This is a genomic window from Mycobacterium sp. NGS18, assembly GCF_059813185.1.
Genome location: NZ_JCALEC010000003.1, coordinates 369,963 through 384,153 on the forward strand (window position 1 = coordinate 369,963; position 14,191 = coordinate 384,153).

The window sequence follows — 14,191 nt, forward strand, 5'->3', positions numbered from 1 at the left end:
CAGCAGTTTGCCACTATCAGGTCGGGTTCCTGCGTCGGGTCCAGACCGGGCAATCCCTTCTCCGCCGGAGTCCGGGTGTGCTTTGGTGAGACCGTGGTCGGTACAACCCAGCGCCTTGTCGACACCAACGGCGTGACCCTGCGGGTCACCGAGGCCGGCGAGCGCGGCGCCCCGGTGGTGTTGCTGGCGCATGGTTTCCCGGAGCTGGCCTACTCCTGGCGACACCAGATTCCGGCGCTGGCCGACGCGGGCTTCCATGTGCTGGCCCCCGATCAGCGCGGTTACGGCGGTTCGTCGCGGCCGGATGACATCGCGGCCTACGACGTGGCCGCCTTGACCGGGGACCTGGTCGGTCTGCTCGACGACATCGGGGCCGACCGAGCGGTCTGGGTCGGTCACGACTGGGGCGCTCCGGTGGTGTGGAGCGCCGCGCAGCTGCACCCAGAACGGGTCTCGGGTGTGGTCGGCCTCAGCGTCCCGCCGGTGCCCCGTCCCCAGGTTCCGCCGACGGCCGCCTTCCGCAGCATCTTCGGGGAGCACTTCTTCTACATGCTCTACTTCCAGCAACCCGGTGTCGCCGACGCGGAACTGGACTCCGACCCGGCGCGCACTATGCGCCGGATGATGGGCGGGCTGCGTCCCCCCGACGCCGACGCGGCGGCGCGGATGGCCGCTCCCGGGCCGATGGGCTTCATCGAGCGGCTGCCCGAGCCGGCTGCCTTACCGGACTGGATCAGCACCGAAGAGCTGGACCACTACATCGCCGAGTTCACCCACACCGGTTTCACCGGCGGACTGAACTGGTACCGCAACCTCGACCGCAATTGGGAGATCATGGCGAATCCGCCGTCGGCCACCATCGACGTCCCCGCATTGTTCATCGCCGGCACCGCCGACCCGGTGCTGGCTTTCACCCGGCGCGACCGGGCCACCGAACTGGTGAGCGGCCCCTACCGGGAGGTGATGATCGACGGCGCCGGCCACTGGCTGCAGCAGGAACGGCCCGGCGAGGTCAACGCGGAGCTGCTGGAGTTCTTGGGTGGGGTGCAGCTGTGAGCCCGCCGCTGCGCTTCGGGGTTTTCATCACCCCCTTTCACGCGCTGGGGCAATCACCTACGGTCGCACTGGAATACGACCTGGAGCGGGTAGTCGCCCTGGACCGGCTGGGCTTCGACGAAGCCTGGTTCGGCGAGCACCACTCAGGTGGCTACGAGCTAATCGCCTGCCCGGAGGTGTTCATCGCGGCGGCCGCCGAACGCACCAAGCACATCCGGCTCGGTACCGGCGTGGTCTCGCTGCCCTACCACCACCCGCTGATGGTGGCCGATCGCTGGGTGATGCTGGATCATCTGACCCGCGGCCGGGTGATGTTCGGCGCCGGACCGGGCGCGCTGCCCACCGACGCCTACATGATGGGTATCGATCCCGTCGAGCAGCGCCGGATGATGCAGGAGTCCCTGGAGGCGATCCTGGCGCTGTTCCGTGCCGAACCCGGCGAACTGGTCACCCGGCACTCGGACTGGTTCACGTTGCGCGACGCCGCGCTGCACATCCGGCCCTATACCTGGCCCTACCCGGAGGTCTCCTGCGCAGCAATGGTTTCCCCGTCCGGTCCGCGGCTGGCCGGTGCGCTGGGCACCTCACTGCTGTCGCTGTCGATGTCGATCCCGGGGGGCTTCGCCGCGATCGAGAGCGCCTGGGAGGTGGTGCGCGAGCAGGCCGCAAAGGCCGGCCGCGACGAGCCGGACCGGGCCGACTGGCGGGTGCTGAGCATCATGCACGTCGCCGACACCCGCGAGCAGGCACTGGACGACTGCACCTACGGCCTGCAGGATTTTGCGGACTACTTCGGCGCGGCCGGGTTCGTCCCGCTGGCCAGCTCCGTCGCGGGCGAATCGCAGTCGCCGCGGGAGTTCGTCGAGGCCTACGCCGCCGCCGGAAGCTGCTGCATCGGCACCCCCGATGACGCGATCGAACACATCACCGACCTGCTGGACCGCTCCGGCGGGTTCGGCACCCTGCTGTTCCTGGGTCACGACTGGGCGTCTCCGGAGGCCACCTATCACAGCTACGAGCTGTTGGCCCGCAAGGTGATTCCGCACTTCAAGGGCCAACTCACCGCCCCTCGGGCGTCGCACGAATGGGCCAAGGGCATGCGCGACACCTTGTTCGGCCGAGCCGGCGAGGCGATCAAGAACGCTGTGGTGGAGCACGCCGCCGAGCACACGGACGGAACCGGACCGCGTTGATGCGTGCGGCGGTGCTGCGCGACGGCCGCATGGTCTACCGGGACGACGTTGCCGAACCCACGCCCGGCCCGGGCCAAGTGCTGGTCGAGGTGACCGCCTGCGGGATCTGCGGTTCCGATTTGCACTTCGCCACACACGGCGAGGCGGTGCTGGCCACGACGAGGTCGATGAGCGGCATCCCGGCCGCCGACACCGCCGTCGACCTGGGTGCCGATGTCTTCATGGGCCATGAGTTCAGCGCGCGGGTGTTGCAGGCCGGACCCGGCACCGATACCTTCCCCGTCGACACGCCGGTCACCTCTATTCCGGTCCTGTTGGCCGCCAAAGGCATTGAACCCATCGTGTACTCCAACACCACCATGGGCGGCTACGCCGAGAAGATGTTGTTGTCGGCTCCGCTGCTGCTGCGGATTCCCAACGGCCTGGATCCACGACACGCCGCGCTGACCGAACCGATGGCGGTGGGACTGCACGCGGTCAACAAGTCCGGTATCGCCCCCGGCGAGACGGCGCTGGTGCTGGGCTGCGGCCCGATCGGGATGGCGATCATTGCCGCCCTGCGCGCCGGTGGCGTGGAAGACATCGTGGCCGCGGATTATTCGCGCACCCGACGTGAACTCGCGAGCGTGATGGGGGCGCATCGCTGCATCGACCCGGCCGAGGGGTCGCCGTTCGACACGGTCAAGCCGAAGGTGATCTTCGAGGCGGTCGGTGTGCCGGGCATGATCGACGACGTGCTGCGCCGCGCGCCGGCCGGCAGCAGGCTGGTGGTCGCCGGGGTGTGCATGCAGCCCGACACCGTGCACCCGTTCTTCGGGATCGCCAAGGAGATCAGCGTGCAGTTCGTGCTGGCCTACGAGCCCGCGGAATTCGCCGCGTCGCTGCAGGCCATCGCCGAGGGGCGGATCGACGTGGCGCCGCTGATCACCGGCGAAGTCGAACTCGACGGCGTCGGGGCGGCGTTCGATGATCTGGCCGACCCCGACCGGCACTGCAAGATCCTGGTCACACCTTAGGGCCGGTCATCCCCTGGGAAAGGCGCCGGCCGCACACAGCCGCTTCGACCACCCGCCGACGAGTGCGACCAGCTCACCCAAGTCGTCGCCGAGGCGGGCGACGATCCGGGCGCACGCCGCATCGGTGGCCGTCTCGACCGACTCGCGAGCCGCGCGCCCGGCGTCGGTGAGTGCGCCGTCGCGCGCCAGGCCCCGCTGCGCCAGCCGCTCCTCGCCGGCGCTGAGTTCGTCAGCGGACCAGGCCCTGGATCGGACGTAGGTGCGCGGCGGAAAACCGCGGTAGAGCTCGGTAATCAGGCCGATCTCGACTCCGTCGAATCCCTCTGCTGTCCAAGCGTTCACGTGCGCGTCGCCGCGGTATTCGCGCAGCTGATCGGCCAGCTGCCAGGCATCGGTGAGCGGATCGCCTGCCAGTCCGTCGGCGACGAGCCCGGCGAATAATGGCTTACCGGCCAACGAGAGTCCGTCCGCAGCGCGGCACAGCAGCTCCACCGCGCGATCGAGACCCGCTGGGGACTCACCAAGGACCCGCCGTAGCTGGGCCACCGAGCCGTCGGTGCGGGCCGCCCGGATGGTCGTCGCGTCGGTCAGCGTCCAGCCATAGTCGACGGCGGGCACCACCACCGCCGGGTTGAACACCGCGAATGTCGCGGCGATCACCGCACCGGGTGCCTGCCCCAGCGCCGAGCCGCGGCTGCAGAAATAGGCCGGCCCGTCCGGCATCTCCACGCCACCGGACGTTGCGGGGCTGGGCCGAAAACCCAGTGCCGCGTAGCCGCGGTGACACTCCGGGGCGAAGTACACCTGCCCGGCGAAGGCCTCGATGGCCTTGGCCAGTGCTCTCGCGGGAGCGGCGGTCATCGGTTCAGTGTGCCGCATCCTTTGGCGCAGACTTGCGATCGACTCCGCTAGGGTGCCACTCATGCCGACACGCAGCGCCCGGAAGGTTCTCCGCTGGTCGACGATGCTGGCTTTGGCCGGCCTGGTAGGCGTCGCGACGGCCGGCTGCGACTCCGCGCCGGGTGTCGTCGGCGCGGACCAGGCCCGGCAGGTGACCGTCGTGGGATCCGGTGAGGTACAGGGCATTCCGGACACGTTGACCACCGAGGCGGGTATCGAGTTCGTCGCCGGCGATGTCACCAACGCGATGAACCAGACCAGTGAGCGCCAGCAGGCGGTGATCGACGCACTGGTGGACGCCGGGGTGGACCGCAAGGACATCAGTACCACCCAGGTGAGCCTGCAGCCGCAGTACGGCAACGCCGAGCCGGGCGGGTCGGCGAACATCACCGGCTACCGCGCCAGCAACACGATCCGGGTCAAGGTCGAACGCGATTCCGCCTCCCAGGTGCTGGCCGTGATCGTGCGGGCCGGCGGGGACGCCACCCGGATCAATGGGGTCAGCTACTCCATCGAGGACGATTCGCAGCTGGTGCGCGACGCCCGCGAGCGCGCCTTCCATGACGCCAAGGACCGCGCCGAGCAGTACGCGCACTTGTCCGGGTTGCGCCTGGGCCGGGTGCTCTCGATCTCCGAGGTGGCCGATGGCACGCCGCCGCCGTCGCCGGTCGGGATGCCGATGCCGCGCGCGATGGCCGCTCCCCCCATGGAGCCCGGCCAGCAGACGGTGAGCTTCTCGGTGACCGCAGTGTGGGAGCTGGACTGACCCCGCTGTCACCGCTGCGGGACGTGAGCCCGCCGCGTGTCGGAGAAAACCGCGCGACCCGCCGCCCTTCTGAGCGCGTTCAGCTCTGGTAGATCCGCGGGTCCAAGGTGCCGATGTAGGGCAGGTCGCGGTAGCGCTCGATGTAGTCCAGGCCGTAGCCGACCACGAAGTCGTTCGGGATGTCGAAGCCCACGTAGGCGATGTCGACGGCGGCGCGCGCCGCGTCGGGTTTGCGCAGCAGTGTGCACACGCGCAGCGACCGGGGCCGCCGGGCGGCCAGGTTGCGCAGCAGCCACGACAGGGTCAGTCCGGAGTCGACCACGTCCTCGACGATCAGCACGTCGCGGTCGCTGATGTCACGGTCGAGGTCCTTGAGGATGCGCACCACTCCCGACGACGACGTGGATGACCCGTAGGAGCTGACCGCCATGAACTCGAACTGGGTGGGCAGCGGGATCGCCCGGGCCAGGTCGGTGACGAACAGCACCGCACCCTTGAGCACGGTGATCAGCAGTAGGTCCCCGCTCTCGGCGCGGTCGCGCCCCTCCGCGTAGTCGGCGGCGATCTGTGCACCGAGCTCGGCGGTGCGTGCCCGGATCTGCTCTTCGGTCAGCAGTACCGATTTGATGTCACCGGCGTATGACTCGGGTGTCTCTCCCGGCGAGAACGCAGCCACCAGCACAGCGTGCCATGCGCGATGTTCGACAACCAACTTCCACCGCACAAAATCACGCCCGATGCTCAGATCGGCTCCCGGTGCAGCCGCAGCACACCCTTGCCACGAACCGCGAACAGCCGCTGTTCGCGCAGCTCCGATCCGACCGCCACACCGCCCTGTCCGCGCCAGTGCGTGACCAGCCGCTCCACCGCCCGGATCTGCTGGTCGGTCAACCCGCGGCCGCCGCCGGCCAGCAGCCAGCGCCGGATCACCGCGCGGCGCACCGGGCCGGGCAAGGCGGCCAGCGGGGTGGTGTCCAGGCCGTCCGCGACATCGGGCAGCGCGTGGGCGGCCAGCGCATCGATGAGCTCGGTGTTCTCCCGCAACGCGGTCGCGGTGCGGGCCAGCGCCTGCGCGACCCCGCCACCGAGTACGTCCTCCAGCAGCGGCAGCACCTCGGAGCGCAGCCGCGCCCGGGTGAACCGCCGATCGCTGTTGTGCGGGTCGTGCCACGGCGTCAAGCCCAGCTCGGCGCAGGCATCCCGGGTCACCTCCCGGCGCACCCCCAGCAATGGCCGACACCACGGTGGGTCGTAGGGCCGCATCCCGGCCATCGAGCGTGGCCCCGAGCCGCGGCCCAGCCCCAGCAGCACCGTCTCGGCCTGATCGTCGAGGGTGTGACCCAGCAGCACGGGAGCCTGGTCGCGGGCCTGGTCCAGGGCGGCGTACCGGGCAGTGCGTGCCGCCGCCTCCAGGCCGCCCCGAAAACCGTCGATGGTCACCGGGATGATTTGTGCGGCAACGCATCCCAGCTCAAGGGCGCGGCTTTGGGCGAGCTCGGCCACCTGCGCCGAGTCGGCTTGCAGGCGGTGGTCGACGATGAGCGCCGTGGTGGGTCGCTCGCGCGCGGCGACGGCGGTCAGGGCCAGCGAGTCCGGGCCGCCCGACAGTGCCACACACCAGCGGCCGCCCTCGGGCAGCTGCTGGTCGGCGAACGCCACCAGCGCGGCGCGCAGCCGGGCTAGAGCACCCGATCGATCCACTGCTGCGGCTCTTCGATCTCGGCGGGCAGCGGCAGGGTCTGCGGACCCGACCAGACCGCGTTGAACCGGTCCATGCCGACCCGGCCGACCACGGCGTCGACGAACGCCTTGCCGCGGGTGTACTGACTCAGCTTGGCGTCGAGGCCGATCAGCGCCCGCACCAACCGTTGCAGCGGCGGCTGGCTGCGCTGACGACGTTCCTCGAAGCGGTCGCGGATCATCGCCACCGAGGGCACCGCGGCCGGCCCGACAGCGTCCATCACGTGGTCGGCGTGACCCTCGAGCAGCGTGCCCAGGGTCAGCAGCTGGTCCAGGGCGGTGCGCTGCTCCTCGGACTGCACGGCCCGCACCAGGCCCAGGATCCCCGACGGCGCAGTGCCATCGGCGGCATCTCGGCCGCGGCGCAGGTAGTCGGCCAGCCGGCCCACCACCTGGGTGACATCGGGGGTGCTCTCGCCGGTCAGCACCGCCAGTGCGTCTGACATGTAGCCCGGCAGCCACGGGTTCACCGAAAACTGCACCCGGTGAGTCACCTCGTGCAGGCACACCCACAGCCGGAAGTCGGCCGGTGTCACCCGCAGCTGCCGCTCGACGGCGATCACGTTGGGGTAGACCAGCAGCAGCGCGCCGCCGCCGGGACAGAACGGGTCGTACTGGCCGAGGATGCCCGAGGAGACGAACGCCAGCAGCGCGCCGGTCTGCGCCCCGGCCAGCCGGCCGGTGAGGAACCCGGCGGACTTCTCGGTGCCGCCGGTCATCAGCCGCATCGACTCCGCCGCCGCGGCGATCCACTGGGGCCGGTCGATAACACGCGCCTCCGGGACCGGACCGTCGGCGCCCAATCCGGTCACCTCACGCACCAGCGGTTCGGCGGACGCGGCGCTGCGGTGCAGGTCGCCGATCACCTGTTCGCGGGTGTAGTCGGTCATCGGCGGCGCCGGGCGCGCCAGCCAGCCGCCGACGGTTGCGGCGAACCCCCAGTCCACCGCGCGTCCGATATCGAGCTCGCTCATCCGCATCCGCAGGTCCGAAGCACCGCGGCCAGCGCGTCGATCGCGGTGCGCCCGGTCGGCCCGGCGTCGTTGGAGATGAACGCGAACGTCAGCACCCGACGGTCGCGGTCGGTGACGACTCCGGCCAGCGCGTTCGTGCGGGTCAGCGAGCCGGTCTTGGCCCGCAGCCAGCCGGCCGCGCCGCGCCCGGCTTTCGGGTTGAGGAAACGCTCGGACAGGGTGCCGCTGCCGCCGGCGACCGGCAGCATGTCCAGCAGCGGCCGCAGCTCGGGCTGGTCGGGACCGGCCGCCGCCTGCACCACAGCGTCCAGTGTTCGCGCCGACAAGCGGTCGTCGACGGACAGCCCGCTGGCGTCCATCAGCGTGGCCCCGCTGACCGCGATGTGGGCGGTGGCCAGCCGGTTGGTGACTGCCTCGACCGCACCGGCGAAGGACCGCGGCCGGCCCATCGCCGCGGCCACCTCCCGGGCGATGCTTTCGGCCATCACGTTGTCCGAGGCGTTCATCATCTCGCCCAGCCGCACCACCAGCGGCGCCGAGGAGACCGAACCCAGTTCGCGGCCGGTCACCGAACTTGTTGCGATGCTGACCTTGCCGGTGTCGACGCCGAGCGCCGCGGCCAGCGCCTGTCCGGCGTCCAGAGCCGGGGTCAGCGACCGCCGGGACTCCACGGTGGTCGGCTGGGTGCGGCCGCCGTCGACCATCACCGACTCGATCGGGGCGATGTCGCCCCCTTCGATGTCGTCGGGATCCCAACCCGGCGCCATGCTGGGGCCGGTGAACGCCGACGTGTCGACCTGGACCTCGGTAGGCGTCACTCCGCTGCGGCGGACCTGATCGGCCAGGTCGCTGATCCGGGCGGCGTCGCGGTACCAGGTGTCTTGGCCGACCTCGGCCGTCGACAGCGTCGGGTCGCCGTCGCCGACCAGCACCACGACGCCGGGCTGGTCCCCGGTGATCACCCTGGTGGTGACGCGGGCGCCGAGATCCAGCGCCAGTAGTGCGGCCGCCGCGGTGAGCACCTTGTTGGTCGACGCCGGCTGCATCGGCAGATCTTCCTGCTGCGTCCACAGCGCCTTGCCGCTCAGCGCGTCGGTGATCCGGCCGGTGAGCCGGCCCAGGTTGGGGTCGGCCAACGCGGCCGACATGGCCGCCGCCAAGGCGCTGCCCGTCGGAACCGGGGCATCGTCGGTGACCGGCACCACCCCCGGGTTGGCGGTCGCCAACGGCGCCGGCGGCATGGAATGCGCGCCCGCACCGGACTCATCCGGAAGCACGACTGCTGCCAGCACCACCACGGCCGCGGCCAGCGCCAGGACCGCTGCGGCAATACCCAGCCGGGTGCTGCTGCGTCGCCACCGAGTGGAGTCCATGTCTCTCCTGCCTGTCGGGGCCAATTGTGCCGGACGGGCGGAGTCCGGGCATGAATGCGGGCCGCTCTCGGAGTTGATTCAGAGATGAGTCAGCCTGAGATTCCGAGGAACGCGACGCATGGGACAGCGAGGTTGATTGCGTCGCAACGTGGGTTAGGGGGTTAGGGGAGCTTCCGCAAGTCCGCCACCCGTGCGCGGGGGATGTGTCAGACACCCACGACACAATCAGGACGTGATTCCCTCCGCGCGGACCGCTACTGGGGCCGGTGCCTTAGTCCTGCCGCGCACGCGCGGCAAGTCGAAGGCCGCGAACTGGCGTCGGCCCGAGCAGGTGGCCGTGATCGCGCTGCAACTCGACTTGTCCGGTGACCCCGTGATGCGGCGCCGATTGGAAAGGCACTGGGATGCGGTCTTTCGGCTACGACGCGCATTGCAGCGCGGCGCAGGTGCTTCATGTCGCGCCTACCTGGCCTCATCGCATGAGCGCAGCGCGGCTGGCGCGAAGGCCACGCGCGGGCGGCTGGGGTTGAATCGCAAGGCCGTTGAGGAACGGGCGAAGGTCCACGTGGAGCGAGCCGGTTGGATGCGTCACCACTTCACCAAGGCAACGGCCCTGCATGTCGCCGATGAGGTGTGGGAGTCGTGCGACCGGTTCTTGTTCGGGGACTCGACCGGCAGGCGGCACGGGATGCCCAGGGTCGGGTCGTGGTGGGACTTCACCCGCATTCCCGGGCGTGCTCGCTCGCACACGAAGCCGCAGCCGGTGTGGGAAACTTACCGGCTCGTCGGCTCGCTGCAAGGCCACCTCAACCAGTTTGGGGACGAGCGCACCGTGGACGAGGCCGCCGCACTTGAACCCGGCAGCAGTGCCATGGCTCAGCCCAAGTGCCTGCCGACCCCAACCCGGGGAGTCGGCTCGTGGTGGGAGTACGACGGGCCGCTAGCGGTGATCTATACCGGGCTGCCCGGCGGAGACCTTGTGCTTTCGGTTCGGCTGGCGCAAGGGTCGGGCCAGTTCAACCGGGTGGCGCATTTCCTGCACGACCGGTCCGCGTGGCACAAGATCGATTTGTGTCGGGTTCGGGATCGGCGGGCTCCTGGCGGTTGGCGCTATCAAGCCCACCTAATGATCCTTGGTGCCGGCTGGGCCGGACCCACCACCGCCGCGATACGTGCCCAGGCGCCCAGGGGCCGACTCGGGGGTGTGGACGGCAACGTCTCCAGCATCGCCGTCGTCAGCATCGACGCCGACAGGGACGAGCCGGGGCTGCGCACCTCTCATGTCACCGCCACCGAGACCCAACGTGAGGCGACCAGGCGGGAAGCCAAGAAGGCCCGCGACCGGATGCGTGCCCTGGACCGTTCACGGCGGGCCAGCAACACCGGCCAGTATCGGTTGTCAAACAAGCAGCAGGCCAGAGCCGAACGCCGCCACGGCGCAGCACTCACGACGAAGGCCGTGGACGTACCGGGCGGTGCCCGAGTCGCCAACAGCCGAGGTATCCCGAAGCAGGCCTACCGGCGAGACTCAGTCTCGCGCGCCTATCGGCGCGTGCGGGCCGACCACGCCGCGGCTGCGTCGGCGACGAGTCGCCGCAAGGATGCCTTTGCCCGTCAGACCGCCCAGGCGATCGTCGCCGTGCACGGGCCGCGCCTGGTCACCGAGGACGTCAATATCGGCACGTGGTCGCGGTACTGGGGCCGGGCCATCGCCGTGTTCACACCTGGCCGGATGGTCGCCCACCTCGCAGACGAATGCATTGCGACCGGTGGCGCACTCTTGCGGGCATCGACGTTCGCCACCGCCTTGTCACAGCACTGCACCTGCGGTGCCCGCGCCAAGAAGGACCTCTCCCGACGGTGGCACGCCTGCCCGTGCGGTGTCGAAGGCGACCGCGACCTGGTCAGTGCCGCGATGGCTTCGACCGTCACACTCGCCGATCCCGCCGACCCGCGCACCGCCACCATCGACCACGCCCTGCGCGAACGACTGCACACCACTGTGCTCGCCGGTCGCGCCCAAGACTTCCCGGTCATCCGGGAGACGGCCCAGCAAGAGGGGCCGGTCCGGTCAACCATCCACCACAACCCGGCTGCAACAGCCGGAAATGGTGAGGATGGCAGCCCCAGCGGTGGGGCCGCTGCCGGACAAGGGCAACGCACCGCCCTACCCCGCAACAGATCCCACGGCTACACCTGGGGACGTCGGCGGCACAGGCGGACCAGCAAGAACCCGACGATTCAGCAGTCCGCGCGAGCCGACTCACGAACCGACTCTTAGACTGACGCGGTGCAATTCGACGTGACCATCGAAATCCCCAAGGGCCAGCGCAACAAGTACGAGGTCGACCACGCCACCGGGCGGGTCAAGCTCGACCGCTACCTGTACACGCCGATGGGTTACCCCGCCGACTACGGCTTCATCGAGGACACCCTCGGCGAGGACGGCGACCCGCTGGACGCCATGGTGCTGCTGCCGCAGTCGGTGTTTCCCGGCGTGCTGGTGGAGGCCCGCCCGGTCGGGATGTTCCGGATGACCGACGAGGCCGGCGGCGACGACAAGGTGCTGTGCGTGCCGGCCGGTGACCACCGCTGGGACCACATCTCCGACATCGGTGATGTCCCGGAGCACGAACTGGACGCGATCAAGCACTTCTTCGTGCACTACAAGGACCTCGAGCCGGGCAAGTTCGTCAAGGCCGCCGACTGGGTGGGCCGCGCCGAGGCCGAAGCCGAAGTCTCCCGGTCGATCGAACGGTTCAAGACCTCGGGTCACTGATCCGGCGGTTTAGCGAGGCTCGACGAAGGAGAGCCGAAGCTGGAACCGTCGCGTTGATCCGGCGGCTGCGCGAACACCTGCAGCAGCAGTCCGAGCTGGGCGTCGAACACCGCCCCGGGTTGCGTCAGGGTGTCGGCGCCGTACCCACCGAACACTTCCAGGCTGGTCGCGCCGACGACGGCGGCCCAGAGCAAAAAGCACTTCGCGACGACGGCGTCATCGCCGGCGAAGCCGAATTCCTCGCGAACGCGATCGAAGTCCGACGACACCGGTTGCGCCGCAACGGCATTCACGGAGACGATGTCTCCGGCGTCGATGCCGTCGCAGACCGCGTCGAAGAACACCCGCACCACCCGGGTGCCCGGGGCGACGGTGCGTTCAGCGGGCGCGTGATATCCAGGGACCGGGCTGCCGTACAGCAGTGCCCACCGGGCCGGGTGCGCGAGCGCCCAGTCCCGCACGGCGTGGGCGATGGCGACGACGTCGCCGCGCCACGATGACGAGGGCGGCGCCGAGGCGCGGGCGGCGTCGACCGTGTCGGCCAAGTCCGAATAGGCGTCGACCAGCAGCAGGGTGAGCAACTCGTCGCGGCTGGCCACGTAGCGGTAGACCGCCGATGACACCATCCCGACGTCGCGCGCGACGGCGCGCAGGGACAGCCCCGCCGCCCCGTGGCTCAGCAGATGGCGCCGACCGACCTCAACGATCTGCGCTTCGATGCGTTCCCGCGACTCCTGCCGTTTGCCCACTCGGGCCAGTCTGCCAGATCCGCGAGCACCGCTCTTGTTTTTTCAAGGCCGCCGTGTCAGGATCGCTCTAAACGAGAGCACTGCTCTCATAACGGAAGGACGCGAGATGGCCACCCGATACGACCGACCCAGCGCACCGGCCCGGTTCGCCAACGCTGTGATCCGCCGGCTCGCCGAAGCGGGCCTCAGCATTGCCGGCACCCGCGCACTCGCCGTCCGCGGCCGCAAGACCGGCAAGCGCCGCGGCGTCGTGGTCAACGTGCTGACCGTCGACGGCATCGACTACCTCGTCGCGCCGCGCGGCAACACCGAATGGGTCCGCAACGTGCGGGCCGCCGGCCAGGTGCAGCTCGGCCCACGCTGGCGCCCCGCAACCACCCGGGTCACCGAAGTCGGCGACGACGACAAACCGGCGCTGCTGCGCGCCTATCTGCAGCGCTGGTACTGGCAAGTCAAGGGACACATGGCGGGTCTGACGCCGCAGTCCAGCGACGACGACCTCCGTCGTGCGGCGGCCTCGCTGCCCGTCTTCTCACTCGGGTGACGGGCTGGTGGAGGCCCCCCGGGTCCGGTACAAGCTGGCCACGGTCGTCAGCACCAGCACCCCGACCACGACAGCCAGACTCGCCGGCGTGGGAATCTCCGGGACGTTGAAGTTCCGGCCGCCGTTGATGAACCACACCTCGTTGGTGCGTAGCGCGTGCAGCACCATCCGCACCCCGATGAACCCCAGGATCAGGGCCAGGCCCATGGACAGGTACACGAACCGGTTCAGCAGCTTGCCGAGAATGAAGTAGAGCTGACGCAACCCCATCAGGGCGAACACATTGGCGGTGAACACCAGGTAGGGCTGGCGGGTCAGCCCGTAGATGGCCGGGATGGAGTCCATCGCGAACACCAGGTCGGTGGTGCCCAGCGCCAGCGCCACCAGGAACATCGGGGTGACGGCCCACGCCCCGCTGCGGTCGCGGACGAAGAACCGCACCCCGGCCCACCGATCGGTGACGTTGAAGTGGGTGCGGGCGAACCGCACCACGATGTTGTTGCCGCCGGTTCCGCCGCCGTGGTCGCCGCCGGCCACACCGTGGTCGCTGTGGCGCAGCAGTTTGATCGCGGTGTAGGCCATAAAGGCGCCGAACAGGTAGAACGTCCAGGACAGCCGTTGCACGGCGACACCGCCCAGCGCGATGAACACCGCCCGAAACGACAGCGCCAGAACGATGCCGACGAACAACGCCTCCTGCCGGTACTTCTTGGGCACGTTGAAGCTGTTCATGATGATCACGAAGACGAACAGGTTGTCCACCGACAGGCTGTACTCGGTGAGCCAGCCGGCGAAGAACTGCATGCCGTACTTCGCGCCGTGGTGCCACCACACCCAGACGCCGAACGCCACCGCCAAGCTGATGTAGAACGTCAGCCGGGTCGCGACCTCACGGATCGACGGCTCATGCACCCGGCGGGCGACCAGGAACAGGTCGAAGCCGAGTACCGCGGCCAGTCCCGCGAACGTGACCAGCCATTCCAACAGCGACAGGTCCAAGGTGGCCTCCGGTCGTTGAGCAGTGTCGAATTGGGGCTTGTGCCACCTTGTGCAGCGGGACGCCCGACCGTACCCCGCAGCCCGCTTAGTATTTTCGCCGTG

The 14,191-nt window shown here is 69.7% G+C and carries 14 protein-coding genes; 7 read left to right on the plus strand and 7 right to left on the minus strand.

Annotated elements, in window-relative coordinates:
- Positions 1–93 precede the first annotated feature (93 nt).
- The 3 genes from AC5Y31_RS08205 to AC5Y31_RS08215 are packed head-to-tail and all read left to right on the plus strand — an operon-like array spanning position 94 to position 3,265.
- The gene (locus AC5Y31_RS08205; protein ID WP_499979531.1) at positions 94–1,056 is read left to right on the plus strand and encodes an alpha/beta fold hydrolase; all 963 of its coding nucleotides are present in this window, start codon (positions 94–96) and stop codon (positions 1,054–1,056) included.
- Positions 1,053–2,249: an LLM class flavin-dependent oxidoreductase gene (locus AC5Y31_RS08210; RefSeq protein ID WP_499979533.1), complete on the plus strand. Its 1,197-nt coding sequence runs from the start codon at positions 1,053–1,055 to the stop codon at positions 2,247–2,249. The genes AC5Y31_RS08205 and AC5Y31_RS08210 overlap by 4 nt, the downstream gene beginning before the upstream one ends.
- Positions 2,249–3,265 (plus strand): zinc-binding dehydrogenase, encoded by a 1,017-nt coding sequence (locus tag AC5Y31_RS08215; RefSeq protein ID WP_301633105.1) that lies wholly within the window; start codon positions 2,249–2,251, stop codon positions 3,263–3,265. Before AC5Y31_RS08210 ends, AC5Y31_RS08215 begins: the two co-directional genes overlap by 1 nt.
- Before the next feature lie 6 nt (positions 3,266–3,271).
- Here the strand turns inward: AC5Y31_RS08215 and AC5Y31_RS08220 are convergent, their stop codons facing one another.
- Positions 3,272–4,126 carry an SCO6745 family protein gene (locus AC5Y31_RS08220; protein ID WP_499979535.1) on the minus strand — a complete coding sequence of 285 codons (855 nt, stop codon included), beginning with the start codon at positions 4,124–4,126 and terminating at the stop codon, positions 3,272–3,274.
- Positions 4,127–4,187: 61 nt separating this feature from the next.
- Between AC5Y31_RS08220 and AC5Y31_RS08225 the strand changes: the two genes are divergently transcribed.
- Positions 4,188–4,931, plus strand: coding sequence for an SIMPL domain-containing protein (locus AC5Y31_RS08225; RefSeq protein WP_499979537.1), 744 nt, complete (start codon positions 4,188–4,190; stop codon positions 4,929–4,931).
- 79 nt (positions 4,932–5,010) lie between these two features.
- Here the strand turns inward: AC5Y31_RS08225 and hpt are convergent, their stop codons facing one another.
- Genes hpt through dacB form a run of 4 tightly spaced genes read right to left on the minus strand, consistent with a single transcriptional unit; the run spans position 5,011 to position 9,018 of the window.
- The gene (hpt, locus tag AC5Y31_RS08230; protein WP_109470771.1) at positions 5,011–5,655 is read right to left on the minus strand and encodes a hypoxanthine phosphoribosyltransferase; all 645 of its coding nucleotides are present in this window, start codon (positions 5,653–5,655) and stop codon (positions 5,011–5,013) included.
- A 17-nt stretch (positions 5,656–5,672) separates the two neighbouring features.
- The gene (tilS, locus tag AC5Y31_RS08235) at positions 5,673–6,632 is read right to left on the minus strand and encodes a tRNA lysidine(34) synthetase TilS (protein ID WP_499979539.1); all 960 of its coding nucleotides are present in this window, start codon (positions 6,630–6,632) and stop codon (positions 5,673–5,675) included.
- Positions 6,611–7,645, minus strand: a complete 1,035-nt coding sequence (locus AC5Y31_RS08240; RefSeq protein ID WP_301633097.1) for a zinc-dependent metalloprotease — start codon at positions 7,643–7,645, stop codon at positions 6,611–6,613. The genes tilS and AC5Y31_RS08240 overlap by 22 nt, the downstream gene beginning before the upstream one ends.
- The gene (gene dacB, locus AC5Y31_RS08245; RefSeq protein WP_499979540.1) at positions 7,642–9,018 is read right to left on the minus strand and encodes a D-alanyl-D-alanine carboxypeptidase/D-alanyl-D-alanine endopeptidase; all 1,377 of its coding nucleotides are present in this window, start codon (positions 9,016–9,018) and stop codon (positions 7,642–7,644) included. The genes AC5Y31_RS08240 and dacB overlap by 4 nt, the downstream gene beginning before the upstream one ends.
- 232 nt (positions 9,019–9,250) lie before the next feature.
- On the opposite strand from dacB, the gene AC5Y31_RS08250 reads away from it, so the two are divergent.
- Both AC5Y31_RS08250 and AC5Y31_RS08255 read left to right on the plus strand, forming a co-directional pair.
- The gene (locus AC5Y31_RS08250) at positions 9,251–11,299 is read left to right on the plus strand and encodes a transposase (protein ID WP_499979542.1); all 2,049 of its coding nucleotides are present in this window, start codon (positions 9,251–9,253) and stop codon (positions 11,297–11,299) included.
- Positions 11,300–11,308: 9 nt separating this feature from the next.
- Positions 11,309–11,797 carry an inorganic diphosphatase gene (locus AC5Y31_RS08255; protein WP_065024704.1) on the plus strand — a complete coding sequence of 163 codons (489 nt, stop codon included), beginning with the start codon at positions 11,309–11,311 and terminating at the stop codon, positions 11,795–11,797.
- On the opposite strand, the gene AC5Y31_RS08260 is transcribed toward AC5Y31_RS08255, so the two are convergent.
- Entirely contained in the window at positions 11,791–12,546 is a 756-nt protein-coding gene (locus AC5Y31_RS08260) for a TetR/AcrR family transcriptional regulator (RefSeq protein ID WP_499979543.1), read from the minus strand. The genes AC5Y31_RS08255 and AC5Y31_RS08260 overlap by 7 nt on opposite strands.
- A gap of 106 nt (positions 12,547–12,652) precedes the next feature.
- Here AC5Y31_RS08260 and AC5Y31_RS08265 point away from each other — a divergent pair, with 106 nt between their 5' ends.
- Positions 12,653–13,090 carry a nitroreductase/quinone reductase family protein gene (locus AC5Y31_RS08265; RefSeq protein ID WP_065024702.1) on the plus strand — a complete coding sequence of 146 codons (438 nt, stop codon included), beginning with the start codon at positions 12,653–12,655 and terminating at the stop codon, positions 13,088–13,090.
- Here AC5Y31_RS08265 and AC5Y31_RS08270 read toward each other — a convergent pair.
- Positions 13,079–14,089 (minus strand): TerC/Alx family metal homeostasis membrane protein, encoded by a 1,011-nt coding sequence (locus AC5Y31_RS08270; RefSeq protein WP_065024701.1) that lies wholly within the window; start codon positions 14,087–14,089, stop codon positions 13,079–13,081. The genes AC5Y31_RS08265 and AC5Y31_RS08270 overlap by 12 nt on opposite strands.
- Positions 14,090–14,191: the final 102 nt, after the last annotated feature.

Bases quoted from the DNA above. Each gene is read 5' to 3' on its own strand.
- AC5Y31_RS08265 (WP_065024702.1), top strand. From the start codon at position 12,653: ATGGCCACCCGATACGACCGACCCAGCGCACCGGCCCGGTTCGCCAAC.
- AC5Y31_RS08220 (WP_499979535.1), bottom strand. From the start codon at position 4,126: ATGACCGCCGCTCCCGCGAGAGCACTGGCCAAGGCCATCGAGGCCTTC.
- AC5Y31_RS08225 (WP_499979537.1), top strand. From the start codon at position 4,188: ATGCCGACACGCAGCGCCCGGAAGGTTCTCCGCTGGTCGACGATGCTG.
- dacB (WP_499979540.1), bottom strand. From the start codon at position 9,018: ATGGACTCCACTCGGTGGCGACGCAGCAGCACCCGGCTGGGTATTGCC.
- AC5Y31_RS08240 (WP_301633097.1), bottom strand. From the start codon at position 7,645: ATGAGCGAGCTCGATATCGGACGCGCGGTGGACTGGGGGTTCGCCGCA.
- AC5Y31_RS08215 (WP_301633105.1), top strand. From the start codon at position 2,249: ATGCGTGCGGCGGTGCTGCGCGACGGCCGCATGGTCTACCGGGACGAC.